This is a genomic window from Sphingomonas sp. Leaf62 (genome assembly GCF_001421915.1).
In the GTDB taxonomy this organism is placed as follows: domain Bacteria; phylum Pseudomonadota; class Alphaproteobacteria; order Sphingomonadales; family Sphingomonadaceae; genus Sphingomonas.
Window position 1 is genome coordinate 163 of sequence record NZ_LMLN01000012.1, and the last position, 16,684, is coordinate 16,846.

Sequence of the window (16,684 nt, forward strand, 5' to 3'; positions counted from 1 at the left end):
CTTCCCGTCGTTCGTGTGAGGCCGCTTTTCCATTCACTCCACAAAGATGGGGTAACTGTCGGGTCGGGGTCGCATGGTGACGCACGCGGTCGCCATCGCGAGAAGGAAGGTCTGGCCGGGATGGGGTCGACTATTCGCACCATCGACTTGGTCAGCGGCTGGCACCGTCCTATACTACTTTCATGGATCATCCGGTCGCCATCGATGACGAGCAGGAGGTGACGGCAACGCCGCCGCTACCTGACGACCTTATGGCCATGGTTGTCCGGCTGATCGAATATGCGGCGCGCCGCGTCATGACAGCCCGCCGCGCGATCCGGCAGGCAGCGATGGACGTCCTGCGTGCCCTCGTGTCGCAGACCGCGCTGATGCTGATCCTCACCGCCCAGCTGACGGTACGGTGGACCGAGGTTGCCGCCGTCGATGATCGGCTAGACGGCGATCGAGCCGATCGTCACCTTCATCACCCGCCGCAGGCCTGGGCCGCACCGTAGCGACATCCGGTGTTCGATAGCGTGCGACCGCCGGTGGCGGCGCGTGTCGAGACCCGAATGCGAGCGGTGAAGCTGCGATAGCTGCGACATGTGCGAGACCTGCGATATCGCAGGTCTCGCACCTCACCGTCTCGCTCGATGCGAGAACGGACATGAAGAATAGCTGTGACTGGAACCGCCAGCCCAACGTGGACAGGGCGGCAGATGCGATCCTCGCCGAGGGCAAGGCGACGCTTGAGACAATTACCGCCTACCAGGTTGCCGAACGGCTTGGCGGATCGGCGAACCCGTCGCTGTACGCGAAGTTTCGCGACTGGCGCGCGCGGCGTCGGACCGAGGCCGAGCCGGCGACGGTCGACGTGCCTCCCGAGGTCGAAGCCAACATCCGCACGATTTTTGCGCGTCTGACCGACGACGGTATCGGCGCCTGTCTGAACGCAGTGCGCGTAGTCGGCGGCAGTTTCGACCGCGTCGCGGCGCTGCGAGTGGGCGACGCCGAACGCCGTGCCGACAGGGCAGAAGCAGAGACGACGGACGCCTTGGCGATCGGCGAGCGGATCGAGCGGGAGCTAAGTGCCGCGACCGTTAGGATCGCCGAACTGGAGCAGGCGTTGGCCGATGCTCAGCGCCGCGAAGACCGGCTGGCCGGGCGGCTCGAACAGCGTGCAGTCGATCTTGCGGCCGATCTTTCGGTTACACTACGGGACCGCCCGCGCCACGACGCGAGGGCCGTCGCTCCAGGGATCGATATCGCCGGCGGGGACGATGTTGACGACACCGCCGACGACTCCATTTGCGGTGATGCCGGTGATGCCGGTGATGCCGGTGATGCCGGTGATGCCGGTGATGCCGGTGATGCNCCGGCAAGTGTTCGGAGCAGTCCAAAGCCGCAAGCCCCGAAATGCAGCTGCTGCTGACCTTCCAGGGCGCGCCCGGCGAGTCCGAGGACGATCCCGATGCCCGCCATGATTGAGCGTGCAATCCTGGCCGCCATCGGAAACGGCGGAAAACAGCGCCGAAACAGCGGGAAGTTCGGCGCCTCACACAGGTTCATGCCGCTCTCCTTTCACAAGGAGAGTAACATGAACCATCCCCTGTTCGCGTCCGGCACACGGGTCGCTGATGATCCTGTCGCGCGGCTCGACGCGATGATCGCCGATGCCCGCTCGGCAGCGATCGCGGCGGACGCCGAGGTTGCCGCGATCTCGGCGGAGATCGCGGCGATCGAACCGCACCCACATGCCCATGGCCACACAGCCGCGGGTGACTGCGGCTATTCGTCCATGACGCCGCAACATTTCCTGCCGCTTGCCGGCCTGTTGGCTCAGCCATGGTCGGCGACGCTCGCGACTGTTGAGACGATCCGTCAGGAACAGGGATTTGACTATCTTCTCAGGGCGTTCCCCAGCGCGTTCGAGGCGTTGGGCGACGCCCTCGTCGATGGTGGCGCACGCCTGATCGACGATCGTGCCGAATGCGTCGACGATGACCTGACCGTTCTGTTCGCGCGAAAGCCGATGCTTGCGCTCGGCATGGTCTGGCGGCTGTTCGGTTTCCACCGCCGTGATGGTGACGCGTGGGTCGGCATCTTCGCCTATGACGCGGATCTCTTGACCCTGATCGGCTCGACGGAACGCATCACCGCCACGACGATGTTCGGCGATGCGCTTGCGATGACTGTCGCAGCACATCGCATCGAACTGTCCGCGGCTGGCGTCCGCGAACTCCATAAACGCTCCGCCCGCCGCGACGCTGAACGGCAGGCGTCATGGGCCGAAGTGCCCGAGGATTACCGCTTGCGCGGTTCATGGCGTGGCCGAACGATGACAAAGGGACAGCGTCATATGATGCATCGCATCGAGGCGGCGCGCGGCCTTCCCATGCCCATCGCCACGCGCCGCGGTGCTTCTTCCGACGCGATTACCGACGCGGGCGGCAATCCGCGGTTCTGCTCCAGCGGTGAGGAGAACGCGTGATGAGCGACGCCAACCAAGGCTGGGCGCCACGCCCAATGTCGATCACCATCGTCGACAAGGGCGAGACGCTGCAGGTCGATAACGTCGCCAAATGGGTCGAGGAGCGCAAGCAGCTCCTTCGCCAAGCCCGTGACCTCATCAAGGATTATGACGCGCGTCCACCGTCGCTGTACCCGCAATACGGCAAGCTCGTTGGTATCGTTAGACGCTTGGCGGAGATCAAGGTGATCTTCGACATCTACACTCGTGAGCGCAACCGCCACGTTGACGCCAATATCATCGCACTGGTCGCGTATTTCACTGATCCCAAGACGCTGGACGGGATCGATGATTGAACTCACCGACCCCGTCCAGCGCCACATCCACGCAGTCACGGTGCGCGATACCATCGTTCCCGATGATGCCTCCGACCTGGCACTGCCCGCTGGCGTCTCGCCGAAGCAGTTCCAGCGTCTTTGGCGTGCGATGCTGCCCGGTGTCGACTTCGCCGGCCCTGCCATCGCTGCGACGCTCGACGATCCGGTCGGCCGACGGGTCGGCCGGGTCGCATTCGCCCCGCCGTTGCGCGCGATGTGGATCGACGGAGGCTGGACCGGATCCGGTCCGGCGCCGCACCGCCTGCCGGACAACGCAGCGTCGATTGCCACCTTCATCCGCCAGCAGACGCATCTCGCCGCTGATCCAGGCGAAAATGGCGGGCGCGTGCAGCGGCTGCTTGGCTTCAGCATCGCCGACCATTCCCACATCACGGACCTGTTGCGTATCGGTGGCCCCGGGGCACGTCTCTTCATCGCCGCCTCGATGCTGTCCGCTACGTGCTCGGCCTATGAGAAGGCGCGCCAGCGCGCCTCCAATACGGGCCGGCAGAAGGGCGGGGTCGATCGATGCGCCGCGGCGGTCGAGGCTGCACTGATTGGCACGGCGAGGATCGCGACCGACATCCTGTTAAACGATACTGCTGCGCCAAAGGATATCCGCCGCTTCGCCACCCATCTTGTCGATCAGGTCGAGGCCGTCAGGCGCAATCGCCCGACCGGGAGGGTGGAACGATCGGTGCGCATGGCTGCCGCGGCGGCCGACGCCATCCACCTTTGGCTGGTCCGCGGCGTCCTCCACGACATCCCGCTCAATCACGATCGTGATCCCGACCGGCTCCCGCAGCGCCTGGCCGTGGCCAACAGCGAGATGGCGGCGGCTGTCGAGACGATGATCGAGGACGTGCACGTCGTCGATGCCCCGGCGCTGTACGTGCTGATGATGGCGCGCCGCCTCGACGTCGCACTGGAGCGCCATCGCTGGCTCGCTGCCCCACACCCGGTCTTTCGCCTGAGCTATGGCTATGTCGGCGGCCATGCGCTCTACGCCGAGGTCGAGCGGCTCGGCGCCATCGTCGCCAGCATGGCCGGCCGGCAGCGTCAGCAGGATGGCGCCACGCTCGATAGTGCGGCGCTGCGACCAGTTCTATCGGTGCCCGCGGCGATGCAGGCGGCGATCATTGCCCGGAGTGCACCTGGACGGTATTTCGACCTCGGCGCCTATCATCGCGCCGTCACCACCGGCTTCATTCGCGACAGGCAACACTGGATGACAACGACGGCGCCGGACTACACCCACCATGCCTATGCGCTCGGCTCGCGCTTCTGCAACCTGGCGTCCGCCGCCGGCCATGCACCGACCCACGACTTCATCCGCCGCACCGAGCTTGATAAACCGAGCCAACTCGGGCCTCGCAGGCAGCCCGTCGTGCTGTTCTACGGTCTCGACCTTGAAGAAACAGTGATCCTCGGCCTGCGGCAGATCCTCGCCCGCCTTATTCGGCGCGGCGCCGGGACCGACGACTGGCGCATTGCCTTCGGCCGCACCGTTCATCACATTCTCGCCAGGACCGCGCCATCGATCGCCGCGCGACTCGAGATGTCTTCCTGCCTCAAGGCCAATGCCGCGACCTGCAAGGGACTGATCAACCGTGCGACGGCACTCGCCGGACGGTTCGACGACCGCGATCATGATCGTCCCGCCGGCATCGGCTTCGATTACGCCTTGTGGTTCCATCGCAACCGGGGCGCTGCCTTCTGGGATCGTCTGCAGAAGGGCGCGAAGCTCTACGGCGCGTTCGGATCAGCGTTCATCCCTGACGCAGTCCAGCCCGAGCCGCTGCCCGGTCGTCGTGGCCGTCGCACTACGCCAGCCGGTGCGCCGCCCTCGCGCTGGCAGCGGATCATGGCCGAGGCGAAGACGGCGTTCGACGCCTACCGACCGCTTTATCTCAAGAGTCGCCCAACGATTCTCACCGCACGGATCATGGCGCGGATGAGCGAGGGCTATTCCGCGTTGGCATCCGATCCGCAATTCCGCACCATCTTCAGAAACTGAAAAAGAGCGGTTTTCTGCTGGTTTTCAGCGGGAACTTCGCTGCGATTCCCATCAGCAAGTTCGGCGCATGGACAAGCCGCCGCCCAATTTCGACGCTGATCGAGGCAAACTGCAACCCGGCGCGGATTTCGGCACTCGGCCAATCTGGAACGGAGGCAGCCATAGTTCCAATTCAGGTAAGCCGGTTGCAGTCGAGCATGACCGGCAGGCCCGGAGTGTAATGCGCCCCCTCCCGGCGTACAGCGTCTTTCCTTCCAACTTGCCGATCACGCCTGAAGAGATTCATAAGGTTCTGGCAGCGCTTGGCCCCGATCTGGCTGCGCTTTTCGAGGAGTAGAGGTGATGGCGCGTGGACGCGGAACGAAGGTCGACGGGAAACTTCGCGCCTATGCCTACCTGCGGCTCTCGGTCGATAAGGAAGACGGCAACGCCCAGAGCATAGAAGCCCAGCGAAACGCCCTGCGCGCCTACGCCTTGCGCGAGAACATCGAGATAATCGAAGAGTTCGTTGACTCCGGCCTCAGTGGTCAGTCCGCGAAGCGTCCCGAATTTAACCGGATGATCGCGCAGGCGACCGATGGCTCGAAGCCGGTCGAGATGGTCGTGATGTACCGCCTGGCTCGCATGGCGCGGAACATGCGCATCTTCTTCAACGCCCTCGACGCCCTTGGGGACGCGGGCGTTGAAGTCGTGTCGATGACCGAAAATTTTGGCGAGGGACGCTCGAAGCGGATCGGCCAGACCATCAGCGCCATGATTGCGGAGCAGCAGGCGATCGATTCGTCGATCTACACCCGCAAGAGCCGACGGGAGAATGCGCGTCAGGGCTTCTATAACGGCGGCCCGGTGGCCTTTGGTTACGAGACTTATGTCGCTCAGCAGGACGGTCAGAAAGAGCGCATGAAACTGCGGATCGTCCCCGCCGAGGCTTCGACGCTTCAGGAAATCTTCGATTGGGCGGACATGGGCCGGGGCGGCCGCTGGATCGTGAAAACGCTCAACGACCGCGGTACGACGCTACGCGGCGCGAAGTTCTCCAACAGCAATCTGGCAGGCATCCTTGCGCGCGTCATGTATGCAGGGATCTACTACGACAGAACCGCCGACGATGACGGTGACGTCCCCGAGCCGGAGGACTGGATCGCCGTGCCTTGCCCGGTGATCATCGAGCGCGACCAATTGGAGCGAGTGGCGGCGCTCCGCGCCAGCCGCAACCCACGCAAGACCGCGCCGCACATCTCCGCCGGAACCACAATGCTGATGGGCATTGCCAAGTGCGGGATGCCCGACTGCACCTGCGGCATGACCGTGCGATCAGGAAAGGGCGGGCAATATCATTACTACGTTTGCAACGGCCGGGTGAATCAGGGCCGAACCTGCGAAGGGCCGAGCATCCGCCGCGAACAGCTCGATCGCGTCGTCCTCGATGCAGTCGAGCGGCAACTGCTCGCGCCAGCACGCTTGCAGGCGTTGCTTGCCGACGTGGTCAACCTCTCGGATCAAAAGCGCGTGCAACACGAGCAGGAGCTCGCCCACGCTCGTGCCGAACAGACCCGCCTCCGCACTGCAATCGATCGGCTGCTCGTGTTGGTCGAAACCGGCCAGATGGGGCCGCGCGATCCGATCTTCGCGAACCGCATGAGCGAGAACCGCTCGGCGCTGGCCATCGCTACATCACGCATCGACACGCTGGAAACGCAGCTCTCCCGTGGATCGCGCAAGATCACCGCCGAGACGGTCGATAGGTTCGGTGCCGTATTATCGGCCAAGATCCGCGACGACGATCCGACGTTGCGGACTGCTTACCTGCGAATGCTGGTATCCGACGTCACCGTCGCAGCTGACAAGATTCTCATCTTTGGTCCGCGAGCGGCGTTGGAGAACGGAGTCGCCAACGGCGTTCCGCATCTCGAAGGGACGGTGCCCATCTTTGACCGGAAGTGGTGCCGCTTACAGGACTCGAACCTGTGACCCCCGCATTACGAATGCGATGCTCTACCAACTGAGCTAAAGCGGCCCGGGACGGTGTGCCGTCTGGACGCGGGCGATTAGCAGCGGGGGGCGGGGGTGGCAAGCGGATTTGCATAGGAAAGTGTCGCGTCGCGCTTTACCGGACGTTTACCACGCGTGGTACAAAAGGCGAGCGATCGGGCAGAAGGCCCATGGGGACCAGAATATGGACATTGTGGGTGGGGGTTCGGAGCGGGGGGATGGGGACCGGGAGGGTGTTGGTAGCGAAGTGGTCTCCGTCGGGACCGACGAACGCCGCATGCATGTCCGCGCGTACAATTACTGGGTGTCGCTGCTGCACGGGCGGCCGTGCCCGCTGATCGAGTCGCTCGACCCAGCAGGCATCGCCGATTTTGGGCCGAACAGCGTCCTGCTCGACTTCACCGCAGGGCGTGACGATGCCGAGATCCGGTTCCTCGGCCATGCCCTGCGCGAGGAAAGCGGAACCGATTCGTCGATCGTCCGCATGTCGCAGGTACCGTCGCGGTCGCTGCTGTCGCGGCTGACCGACCATTATCTGCAGATCATCGCCAACCGCGCGCCGATCGGGTTCGAGGCCGAGTTCGTCGGCCATCGCGGCTTTCCGATGCTGTACCGCGGGATCCTGATGCCGTTCTCGTCGGACGGGGAGGCGATCGACTATCTGTACGGCGTCATCAACTGGAAGGAAGTGGTCGATGCGAGCGTCCAGTCGCAGCTGGCCGCCGAACTGAGCGAAGCGCGCCGCACCACCACCCCGCGCCGCACCCCCGTCATCGCCACCGCCGCCGCATGGGCGGACGGCCCGAGCGCCCCGATCGAGACCCTGCCGGCCGCCCCCGCCGCGCCGACGCTGTCCGAGCAACTGGTCGCGACGCGCCGCACGATCGAGGCCGGCCCGGCATCGCCCGAAGCGCTGGCCCGGGCGTATGACTTCCTGATCGCCAGCGAACGCGACGCGGGCGGCTATGCCGCGATGCTCGCCGGGGCCGGCCTGACGGTCGATCCGCGCGCGCCGGTCGAGGCGCTGGTCCGGCTGTTGTTCGGCACGCCGCACGAGGGCAATGCCCGCCTGCTCGCCCGCGCGCACCGCGCCGGGGTGGGCGAAGGCGAGTTCGCCGAATGGATCGAGCGGACCGGCGCCCGCCCCGCCGCCGCACCGAACGTGATCGTCCCCGTCGCACCCGGCGACGAACCCTATGTCCTGCTGCTGGCCCGCGCGGTCGATGCCGGGTCGGTCGAGATCATCGGCCGGGTCGCGGCGGATGCGGCGTTCGTCGACGCCGCCGTGCGCGATCTGGGATATTGAGGGCGGTTTCGGCAGGCGGTCGCGGGCACCGGTTGATCTGACACCGGAGCCGGCGATGCCGGCGTGACCGCCGACGGCCGGTATCGCAGCCGGCCGGCCGACGGTCGCCAACGACCATCGGCCGTACCGTCACTCCTCGGGACTAAACACCTACCGCGCCAGCAGGACGCGGGCCTGTCCGGCGATCTGGGCCAGCATGGCGGCGCTGGCCACCGGGGCCTGCCGCGCGCGGTGGACCAGCGCGGCGAACTGGGCGACGCGGTCGCGGTTTGCCTCCAGCCATTTCTCGACCGCCGCCTGCGGGTCCTTGCCGGCATTGCGGTTGAGGAATTCGAAGCGCAGCTGCTGAAAATCGCGGGCGAGGCCGGCGATCAGCAGCCGCTCCCACGGATCGCCGGTCTGGATGCGTGCGGCCACGGCCTGTGCCCAGTCCAGCCCGAGCGCGAAGCCGAGATGGGTAAAGGCCAGCGTCAGCCGCGTTTCGTCGAGCTTCAACCGCTGGCCGAGATCGGCGAGGCCGACCGCGCCGTCGAGTTCGAACAGGCGTACCACCTGTCCGGCCAGCTCCTGCGGTGCCCCCGCATCCTGCAGGATGCCGGCGATCCGGTCGCGCTGTTGCGCCGCCTCGGCACGCAGCAGCGAGCTGGTCTGCCCGGCAAGGCTCGCCACGCCCTTTTGCAGGTGCGCCACGGCCCGCGCCGGGGGAGTGCCCGCCGGGAAGGCGCGCAGCAGGTCGGCGATCTGCGAGCGGACACCCACCGCGACTTCGTCGAGCAACGCGATGCGGGCACGCTCCGAAATGTCGGCAGCCTCGATCCGGTCGTACAGCTTGTTCGTGTCGAACAGGCGTTCGGCGGCGACGAACATCGCGGCGATGTCGGCCAGTGCTTCGCCCTCTTCCTCCGCCAGTTCGAAGACGTGCAGCACGCCCAGCCGGTTGACGATCCGGTTGGCGAGCTTGGTCGCGACGATTTCCCCGCGCAGCCGGTGATCGAGAATCGCCTGTTTGTGGCGTTCCTGCATCTCGCGCGGGAAGGCGGCGAGCAGGTCGCCGGCCATATCGGCATCGGTCGCGACGGCGGAGTGTTCGATCGCCTCCTGCAACGCCAGCTTCACGCTGGCCAGCAGCACCGCCAGTTCGGGGCGGGTCAGCCCGCGTCCGTCCTGTGCGCGGCGGACATAGTCGTCATTGCCGCTCAACCCCTCGACCACGCGGTCGAGCTTGCCGGCGGCTTCGAGCATTTCGATCACGCGGACATAGCTCGGCACCGCGACCGGCCCGTCATTCTCCATCACCGACAGCGCCAGCGTCTGGAGCCGGTTATCCTCCAGCACCAGATGCGCGACGTCGTCGGTCATCCGCACCAGCAACGCGTTGCGATCGTCCTGCGTCAGGCGTCCTTCGATCACCTCGCGGTTCAGCGCGATCTTGATGTTCACTTCATTGTCCGAACAATCGACGCCGGCCGAATTGTCGATGAAGTCGGTGTTGATCCGCCCGCCATTGGCGCTGAACGCGATGCGCGCCGCCTGCGTCACGCCGAGGTTCGCGCCTTCGCCGATCGCCTTGGCACGCAGGGTCTGCGCATCGACGCGAATCCGGTCGTTGGCGGGATCGCCGACATCGAGATGGCTTTCGGCGCGATCCTTCACATAGGTGCCGATGCCGCCGAACCAGATCAGGTCGACCGGTGCCTTCAGAATGGCAGAGATCAGCGCGCTCGGTTCCATTTCGCGGTCGGTGACGCCCAGCATCGCGCGGACCGCATCGGTCAGCGGGATCGTCTTGGCGGTACGCGGGAACACGCCGCCGCCCGCGGAAATCAGCGACGGATCGTAATCGGCCCAGCTCGACCGCGGCAAGGCGAACAACCGGTCGCGTTCGGTCCAGCTGGCTGCCGCATCGGGTTCGGGGTCGAGGAAGATGTGGCGATGGTCGAACGCCGCCTTCAGCCGGATCGCCTTCGACAGCAACATGCCGTTGCCGAACACGTCGCCCGACATGTCGCCGCAGCCGACCACGTCGATCGACTGCGTCTGCACGTCGACGCCCAGTTCGAGGAAATGGCGCTGCACCGAAATCCACGCGCCCTTGGCGGTGATGCCCATCGCCTTGTGATCGTAGCCGACGCTGCCGCCGCTGGCGAAGGCATCGCCCAGCCAGAAATTGCGTTCGAGCGCCAGCGCGTTGGCGACGTCGCTGAACGTCGCCGTGCCCTTGTCCGCCGCGACGACGAAATAGGGGTCCTCGCCGTCATGGATGGTCACGCCCTGCGGATGGACGACCTTCCCATCGACGATATTGTCGGTGATCGACAGCAGCGAGCGGATGAAGATGCGGTAGCTTTCGGTCCCCTCGGCGATCCATGCATCGCGGTTCGAAGGTGCGGGCAGTTGCTTGGGGTAGAAGCCGCCCTTGGCACCGGTCGGCACGATCACCGCGTTCTTGACGCGCTGCGCCTTCATCAGACCCAGGATTTCGGTGCGGAAATCGTCGCGCCGGTCGGACCAGCGCAGCCCGCCGCGCGCGACCGGTCCGGCGCGCAGGTGGATGCCCTCCACGCGGGGGCTGTACACGAACACCTCGCGCCACGGCAGCGGCTTGGGCAGGCCCGGCACCTTCGCGCTGTCGAGCTTGAACGCCAACGCCTCTTGCGACGCCGGGGCGAAGGCGTTGGTGCGCAGCGTGGCGGCGACCACGCCGCGATAGCTGCGCAGGATGCGGTCGTCGTCGATCGCCGACACCGCGTCGAGGCCGGTTTCGATCGCGGTATCGGCGATGGTGACGCCGGCTTCGCGGTCGGCCCGCGACGGGTCGTGCGCGGCGTTGAACCGCTCGATCAAGGCAGTGGCAACGCCCGGCGCGCGGCGCAGCGCATCGACGGCGGTGGCGAGGCTGTAGCTGAGGCCCGTCTGGCGCAGATACCGGAACCATGCGCGCAGCAGCACGACGGCGGTCGGGGCGATCCCCGCCTCGACGGTCAGGCGGTTGAACGCGTCGTTTTCGGCGCGGTTTTCCAGCACCGCCTCGATCGCGCGTTCGACCACCGGTACATCGAATTTCGGCGCGACGCCCGACGCCAGCTCCACCTCGAAATCATGGATGAAGGTCTTTTCGTCATCCTCGAGCCGGGTCGGCAGTTCCTCGATCACGCGGAAGCCGAAATTCTCGAACACCGGCACCGCATCCGACAGCGGCAGCGCGCCGCCGCGGCGATAGACCTTGATCCGCATCCGTTCGCCGGGGGCGGTGAGGATGCGCACCGACCGCGACGTCGCATCGGTCAGGCCGGCGACGCGGACGATGTCGCGGGCCGCCTCGTCGGGCAGGTTCGAATTGCGGTAGTTGGCGGGAAAGGCGTTGGCGAAGCGCAGCGCCATGCGCGTCGCCCCTTCGGGGGCCAGTTCGGTCAGCGCCCCTTCGACCGCCGGCCGCCAGCCGCGCACCATGCGTTCGATCCGGCGGTCGAGGTCGCCCGCCTCGGGCATCCGTCCATCCTGTCGCAGGTCGAGGACGTAGCGGATCAGTGCCGCCTCGCCATCCTCCATCGCGATCGACCAGTTGAGGATCGACGCATTGGCCGCCTGTGCCAGCATGTCGCCGATCGCGAGCCGCCGCTGCGTCGTCACGTCGTCGCGGCCGAGCCAGACGAAGGCGAACAGATGCCGGCCGAGCGCCGAGCGGATCAGCACGAGGCGCGAGCGGGGCCGGTCGGCGACCGACATGGCGGTCAGCGCCAGTTGTTCGAGCGCGTCGGGGCTGAACGCGGTGGTCAGGTCGTGCGGCAGCGTGGAGAGCGCGTGGCTCAGCGCCTTGCCCGCATGGCCCGACGGGTCGAAGCCGAATTTGGTGCGCAGCGCCGCCAGATTGCGGCGCAGCACAGGCACGTCGGCCGGATCGGCCTGCAACGCGGCGCTGGTCCACAGCCCGCCATGGATCGAAAGGCCGGTCACGGTGTCGCCGTCGACCACCGGGACCAGCACCAGATCAATCGGCGCGCGGCGATGGACGGTCGAGATGCAGTTGGATTTGAGCAGCAGCGGCTGGCGGTTGCCGGCGTCGAACCACTCGATCGCGCGCTGGCGCGATGCGTCGGCGAGGAGCGGCACGTCGAGCCGCGCGCGCGACAGGCCCAGCCGTTCGCCGACCACACCGTCGCGCGACCAGCGTTCATGCGCCAGCTGCGTCAGGTTGCCGGCGACGAACCAGTTCAGCAGCGCCGCATCCTCGGCCGTGTCGGCCTGGGCGGTCAGCCGTGCGGCATCGGCCTGCATCGCCGCCTGCATCGCCCGCCAGTCGGCGACGGCGGCGCGGACATGGTCGAGATTGCGTTCGATCTCGGCGACCAGCGCGTGACGCACGCGGGCATCGGCGCGCTCCATCTCGATATAGATCATCGATTCGCGGCGACCCTCGCCCGCCAGATCGGTCAGCGTGCCCGCCGCGTCGCGGGTGACCGGCGCGACCGGGTGCAGGATCCGGTCGATGGCGATGTCGTACGCGACGATGGTGCTGGCGATCGAATCGACCAGGAAGGGCATGTCGTCGTTGATGACCGCCAGCCGCATCCGCCGCGCCTCGCCCCGGCTCAGCGTCTCCAGCGCGACGCTGACCGTGCCGGGCGACCGGTGGGCCGCGGCCGCTGCCACGAACTGCGCGGCATCGGCGCGGGCGGCGGTGTCCAGACCTTCGATTTCGCCGGGGAGCGCACTGTCGACCAGCAGCGTTTCCAAAGGGCGGGCGAGCTTGGCTTTTGGTGTCATGGCCGGGATATGCGACGCCTTGCCGACCGGCTCAACCCTTGTGGCAGTTGCGAACAAAATGTCGCGATGCGGCAATTATATTACTTGGTCAGTCTCGGCATTTTTGCGTGCCTGCGTTAACCCGGCAATAAAGAAGGTAATTGTCTGATATGTCGTCCCGCGGTAAGGGCGTGACAACGTTGTCGGCACCAAGCCGGGGGCAGGGGGAGAGCAGCGATGCGCGGATGGGCGGCGGCACTGGCTTCATGGGCGCTGGTCGCAGGGGTGGCGGCGTCGGCTGCACCCGGCGACGTGCCGCGGATCGAGCGCCGGGACGGTCGCCATGCGTTGCTGGTCGACGGTGCGCCGTTCCTGATGCTGGGCGTGCAGGCGAATAATTCGAGCAACTATNGCAGATCGAACCGGTCGAGGGGCAGTTCGATTTCAGCTATCTCGACGCGTTGCTGCCGCAGGCGCGCGAACACGGGGTCAAACTCGTATTGCTGTGGTTCGGCACGTGGAAGAACACCTCGCCGGGCTATGTCCCGGCATGGGTGAAGCGCGACAATGCCCGCTTCCCGCGGATGCGGACCAAGGACGGCAAGACGCATTACGCCTTGTCGCCGCATGGCGAAGCGACGTTCGAGGCCGACCGCAAGGCGTTCGTCGCGCTGATGCGGTATCTGAAGGACCACGACCCCGATCACAGCGTCATCATGGTCCAGCCGGAGAACGAGACCGGCGTGTACCAGCAGACGCGCGACTATTCGCCCGAGGCCAACCGCCTGTTCGCCGGCGACGTGCCCGCCGCACTGGCGAAGCAGACCGGCAAGCGCGGCAACTGGACGCAGGTCTATGGCGACAATGCCGAACCGGCGTTCAACGCATGGTACACCGCGCGCTATATCGACCGGATCGCCGCGGCGGGGAAGGCGGTGTGGAAGCTGCCGATGTACGTCAACGCGGCGGTCGGTGGCCCCTTCGCGCCGCCGGGCAAGTCGGGTGGCGCGAGCGGCGGTCCCGACTGGCAGGTGATCGATGTGTGGAAGGCGGCGGCACCGAACCTCGATGCGGTCGCACCCGACCTCTATACCCGCGATGCCAGGGACTATCTGAAGTTCCTCGACCATTATGCGCGGCCGGACAACCCGCTGATGGTGCCCGAAACCGGCAATGCCGTCGATTTCGCGCGCTTCCTGTGGCCGACCATTGGGCGCGGCGGCATCGGCTGGGCACCGTTCGGCATGGATGGCACCGGATATTACAACTATCCGCTGGGCGCGGTGACGCTGGACGATGCCACGATCGAGGCATTCGCGAGTAAATACCGGTTCCTGAAACCGATGGCGCGTGGCTGGGCGGCAATGGCGCTGGCGCATCCCGGCTGGGGTACTGCCAAGGGCGCGCCCGACGCCGAACAGGCGACGGTCATGGGCCGGTGGCGCGTATCGGCCAAATATGGCGAGTGGCAGTTCGGGTCGATGGATTCACCATGGCTGAAGGCCGCACCGCCCGCCACCGCCACGCAGCCGGTCGGCGGCATGGCGGTATTGCAGGTCGCGCCCGACCAGTTCCTCGTCACCGGGACCGATGTGCGCGTGAACGTCGACCTGGCCGACAAGGGCAAGGGCGACACCGCGATGTTCATGAAGGTCGAGGAGGGGACGCTGGCCGATGACGGCCGCTTCGTCGCCCGCCGGGTGATGAACGGCGACCAGACCGATTATGGATTGAACTTTACCGCGCAGCCGATGCTGCTGCGCGTGACGATGGGGACGTATCGCTGATGAAGACGCTTCGCTGGACGCTATTGTCGCTTGCCCTGTCGGTATCCATGCCGGCGCTCGCCGCCGATGTGGCGAAGGTGCCGGGCGGGGTGGTCGTAACGCCCGATGCCGGCCCGGCCAAGCGGGTGCGGGTGCTGGTCTATGGTCCCGACCGGTTCCGGGTGACGGCGGTGCCCGATGCCAGCCTCGACACGCCCGACAGCCTGATGGTGACCGCCAAACCCGCCGGTGCCTTCACGGTGCGCGAGACGCCAAAGATGGTCGTGGTCAAGACCGCTGGTGGATCGGCCGAGATCGACACCGATAACGGGCAGGTTCGCTTTCGCGATGCCGCGGGCCAGCTGACGCTGGAGGAAGCGCCGCGCGCCGCGTTCGTGCCGCGCAGTGCCGGGGGCGAGCAGTTCGTCTCGATCCGCCAGCAGTTCAACCGCGCCACCGACGAAGGCTTCTACGGTCTGGGCCAGCATCAGAACCGGCAGATGAATTACAATGGCGAGGACGTCGAACTCGCCCAGCATAACATGGACATCGGCATCCCGTTCGTCGTGTCGACCAAGAACTATGGGGTGCTGTGGGACAATAACGGCATCACCCGCTTCGGCAATCCGCAGCCCTACAAGCTGGTCGGCGAAGGGATGAAGGTCATGTCGGGCGGGCAGGCCGGGTGGCAGGCGCAATATTATCTGGGCGACCGGCTGGCGGTGACGCGCCGCGAGCCGACCATCAACTATCAGTTCATCAAGGATCAGGCGAACTGGCCGGCGGAGGCGAAGGCACAGACCGTCGCGGCGACCACTGGACAGAATACCGCCGGCAATGCGGTGCAGACGCAAAAGGTCGTGTGGACCGGCACCTTGATGCCGACCGCGACGGGCATGCAGAAATTCCGGCTCTATTCGTCGAGCTATGTGAAGGTGTTCGTCGACGGCAAGGAAGTGCTCAACCGCTGGCGGCAGAACTGGAACCCGTGGTTCCATAATTTCGATTTGCCGATGACCGCCGGAAAAGCCGCCGAAGTGCGGATCGAGTGGGAGCCGAACGCCGGCTATATCGCGCTGTTCCAGAACGATCCGTTGCCGCAGGCCGACCGCCATTCGCTCTGGTGGTCGTCGGACGTCGCCCATGCGCTCGATTATTATTATGTCGCGGGCAAGAACATGGACGGCGTCATCGCCGGATACCGCGCGCTGACCGGCAAGGCGGCGCTGATGCCGCGCTGGGCCTATGGTTTCTGGCAGAGCCGCCAACGCTACAATACCCAGGCCGAGGTCGAGGGTGTCGTCGCCGAATATCGCAAGCGCGGCCTGCCGCTCGACAATATCGTGCAGGACTGGTTCTACTGGCCCGAGGACCAGTGGGGCTGCCACTGTTTCGACACCAAGCGTTTCCCCAGGCCGCAGGCGATGGTCGACACCGTCCATAGCCAGAACGCGCGGATCATGATTTCGGTGTGGCCGAAATTCTATCCGAACACCAAGAACGCGCAGGAACTGGCCGCCAAGGGCTATCTGTATCAGGGTAACCTGATCGCGAAGGAGCGCGACTGGGTCGGCAAGGGCTATCTGAACACCGATTACGATCCCTATGCGCCCGAAGCGCGCGCGATCTATTTCCGGCAGATGAAGGAGGCGCTGGTCGACAAGGGCTTCGACGCGTGGTGGATGGACGCGACCGAACCGGATATCCATTCGAACCTGTCGATCGAACAGCGCATCGACCGGATGGGACCGACCGCGCAGGGGCCGGGCGAGGAGTTCTTCAACAGCTATCCGCTGGTCCATGCCGAGGGGGTCGCCGACGGATTGCGCGTCGCCAAGCCCGATGTGCGCCCGTTCATCCTGACGCGGTCGGGCTATGGCGGCATCCAGCGCGCCAGTGCCGCCTTGTGGTCGGGCGACGTCGCATCGCGCTGGGACGATCTGCGCGACCAGATTTCGGCGGGCGTGAACTTGTCGATGTCGGGCATTCCCAACTGGACCCATGATATCGGCGGCTTCGCGGTCGAGGATCGCT

At 66.1% G+C, this 16,684-nt stretch carries 10 protein-coding genes, 1 tRNA gene and 1 pseudogene; 9 read left to right on the forward strand and 3 right to left on the reverse strand.

The genetic code is table 11. From position 1 onward, the window contains the following. Positions 1 to 182 precede the first annotated feature (182 nt). The 4 genes from ASE91_RS06960 to ASE91_RS06980 all read left to right on the forward strand — a co-directional run bounded on the left by ASE91_RS06960 (position 183) and on the right by ASE91_RS06980 (position 4,843). The gene (locus ASE91_RS06960; RefSeq protein ID WP_056624262.1) at positions 183 to 494 is read left to right on the forward strand and encodes a hypothetical protein; all 312 of its coding nucleotides are present in this window, start codon (positions 183 to 185) and stop codon (positions 492 to 494) included. A gap of 956 nt (positions 495 to 1,450) precedes the next feature. Then, positions 1,451 to 2,470, forward strand: coding sequence for a hypothetical protein (locus ASE91_RS06970; protein WP_156357713.1), 1,020 nt, complete (start codon positions 1,451 to 1,453; stop codon positions 2,468 to 2,470). Further along, the gene (locus ASE91_RS06975) at positions 2,470 to 2,805 is read left to right on the forward strand and encodes a hypothetical protein (RefSeq protein ID WP_056624270.1); all 336 of its coding nucleotides are present in this window, start codon (positions 2,470 to 2,472) and stop codon (positions 2,803 to 2,805) included. The genes ASE91_RS06970 and ASE91_RS06975 overlap by 1 nt, the downstream gene beginning before the upstream one ends. Continuing rightward, positions 2,798 to 4,843 carry a hypothetical protein gene (locus tag ASE91_RS06980; RefSeq protein ID WP_056624275.1) on the forward strand — a complete coding sequence of 682 codons (2,046 nt, stop codon included), beginning with the start codon at positions 2,798 to 2,800 and terminating at the stop codon, positions 4,841 to 4,843. The genes ASE91_RS06975 and ASE91_RS06980 overlap by 8 nt, the downstream gene beginning before the upstream one ends. On the opposite strand, the gene ASE91_RS19255 is transcribed toward ASE91_RS06980, so the two are convergent. After that, positions 4,833 to 5,006 carry a hypothetical protein gene (locus ASE91_RS19255; RefSeq protein WP_156357714.1) on the reverse strand — a complete coding sequence of 58 codons (174 nt, stop codon included), beginning with the start codon at positions 5,004 to 5,006 and terminating at the stop codon, positions 4,833 to 4,835. The two genes, ASE91_RS06980 and ASE91_RS19255, sit on opposite strands and share 11 nt — an antisense overlap. A gap of 179 nt (positions 5,007 to 5,185) precedes the next feature. Between ASE91_RS19255 and ASE91_RS18725 the strand changes: the two genes are divergently transcribed. Then, positions 5,186 to 6,814, forward strand: coding sequence for a recombinase family protein (locus ASE91_RS18725; RefSeq protein ID WP_082453872.1), 1,629 nt, complete (start codon positions 5,186 to 5,188; stop codon positions 6,812 to 6,814). On the opposite strand, the gene ASE91_RS07000 is transcribed toward ASE91_RS18725, so the two are convergent. Further along, positions 6,785 to 6,860 (reverse strand) — tRNA-Thr (locus ASE91_RS07000). The genes ASE91_RS18725 and ASE91_RS07000 overlap by 30 nt on opposite strands. 252 nt (positions 6,861 to 7,112) lie before the next feature. Here ASE91_RS07000 and ASE91_RS07005 point away from each other — a divergent pair. Then, entirely contained in the window at positions 7,113 to 8,141 is a 1,029-nt protein-coding gene (locus ASE91_RS07005; RefSeq protein ID WP_156357715.1) for a PAS domain-containing protein, read from the forward strand. A 150-nt stretch (positions 8,142 to 8,291) separates the two neighbouring features. Here the strand turns inward: ASE91_RS07005 and ASE91_RS07010 are convergent, their stop codons facing one another. Beyond that, a complete protein-coding gene (locus ASE91_RS07010; protein ID WP_055996719.1) occupies positions 8,292 to 12,905 on the reverse strand; it encodes an NAD-glutamate dehydrogenase domain-containing protein in 4,614 nt (1,537 codons plus the stop codon). Between the two features lie 216 nt (positions 12,906 to 13,121). Here ASE91_RS07010 and ASE91_RS21035 point away from each other — a divergent pair. From ASE91_RS21035 to ASE91_RS07020, 3 genes and pseudogenes are all read left to right on the forward strand, one after another. Continuing rightward, positions 13,122 to 13,295, forward strand: a pseudogene (locus ASE91_RS21035) (beta-galactosidase); the annotation flags it as partial. A gap of 50 nt (positions 13,296 to 13,345) precedes the next feature. Next, a complete protein-coding gene (locus tag ASE91_RS07015) occupies positions 13,346 to 14,671 on the forward strand; it encodes a DUF5597 domain-containing protein (RefSeq protein WP_327196767.1) in 1,326 nt (441 codons plus the stop codon). Continuing rightward, a partial coding sequence (locus ASE91_RS07020; protein ID WP_162233634.1) for a TIM-barrel domain-containing protein occupies positions 14,671 to 16,684 on the forward strand: 2,014 nt, incomplete at its 3' end. The genes ASE91_RS07015 and ASE91_RS07020, both read left to right, overlap by 1 nt.

What these genes read in the sequence shown, in the direction of transcription:
- ASE91_RS06960 (WP_056624262.1), top strand. Translation starts at nt 183, where the DNA reads ATGGATCATCCGGTCGCCATCGATGACGAGCAGGAGGTGACGGCAACG.
- ASE91_RS06970 (WP_156357713.1), top strand. Translation starts at nt 1,451, where the DNA reads ATGCCCGCCATGATTGAGCGTGCAATCCTGGCCGCCATCGGAAACGGC.
- ASE91_RS06975 (WP_056624270.1), top strand. Translation starts at nt 2,470, where the DNA reads ATGAGCGACGCCAACCAAGGCTGGGCGCCACGCCCAATGTCGATCACC.
- ASE91_RS06980 (WP_056624275.1), top strand. Translation starts at nt 2,798, where the DNA reads ATGATTGAACTCACCGACCCCGTCCAGCGCCACATCCACGCAGTCACG.
- ASE91_RS19255 (WP_156357714.1), bottom strand. Translation starts at nt 5,006, where the DNA reads ATGGCTGCCTCCGTTCCAGATTGGCCGAGTGCCGAAATCCGCGCCGGG.
- ASE91_RS18725 (WP_082453872.1), top strand. Translation starts at nt 5,186, where the DNA reads ATGGCGCGTGGACGCGGAACGAAGGTCGACGGGAAACTTCGCGCCTAT.
- ASE91_RS07005 (WP_156357715.1), top strand. Translation starts at nt 7,113, where the DNA reads ATGCATGTCCGCGCGTACAATTACTGGGTGTCGCTGCTGCACGGGCGG.
- ASE91_RS07010 (WP_055996719.1), bottom strand. Translation starts at nt 12,905, where the DNA reads ATGACACCAAAAGCCAAGCTCGCCCGCCCTTTGGAAACGCTGCTGGTC.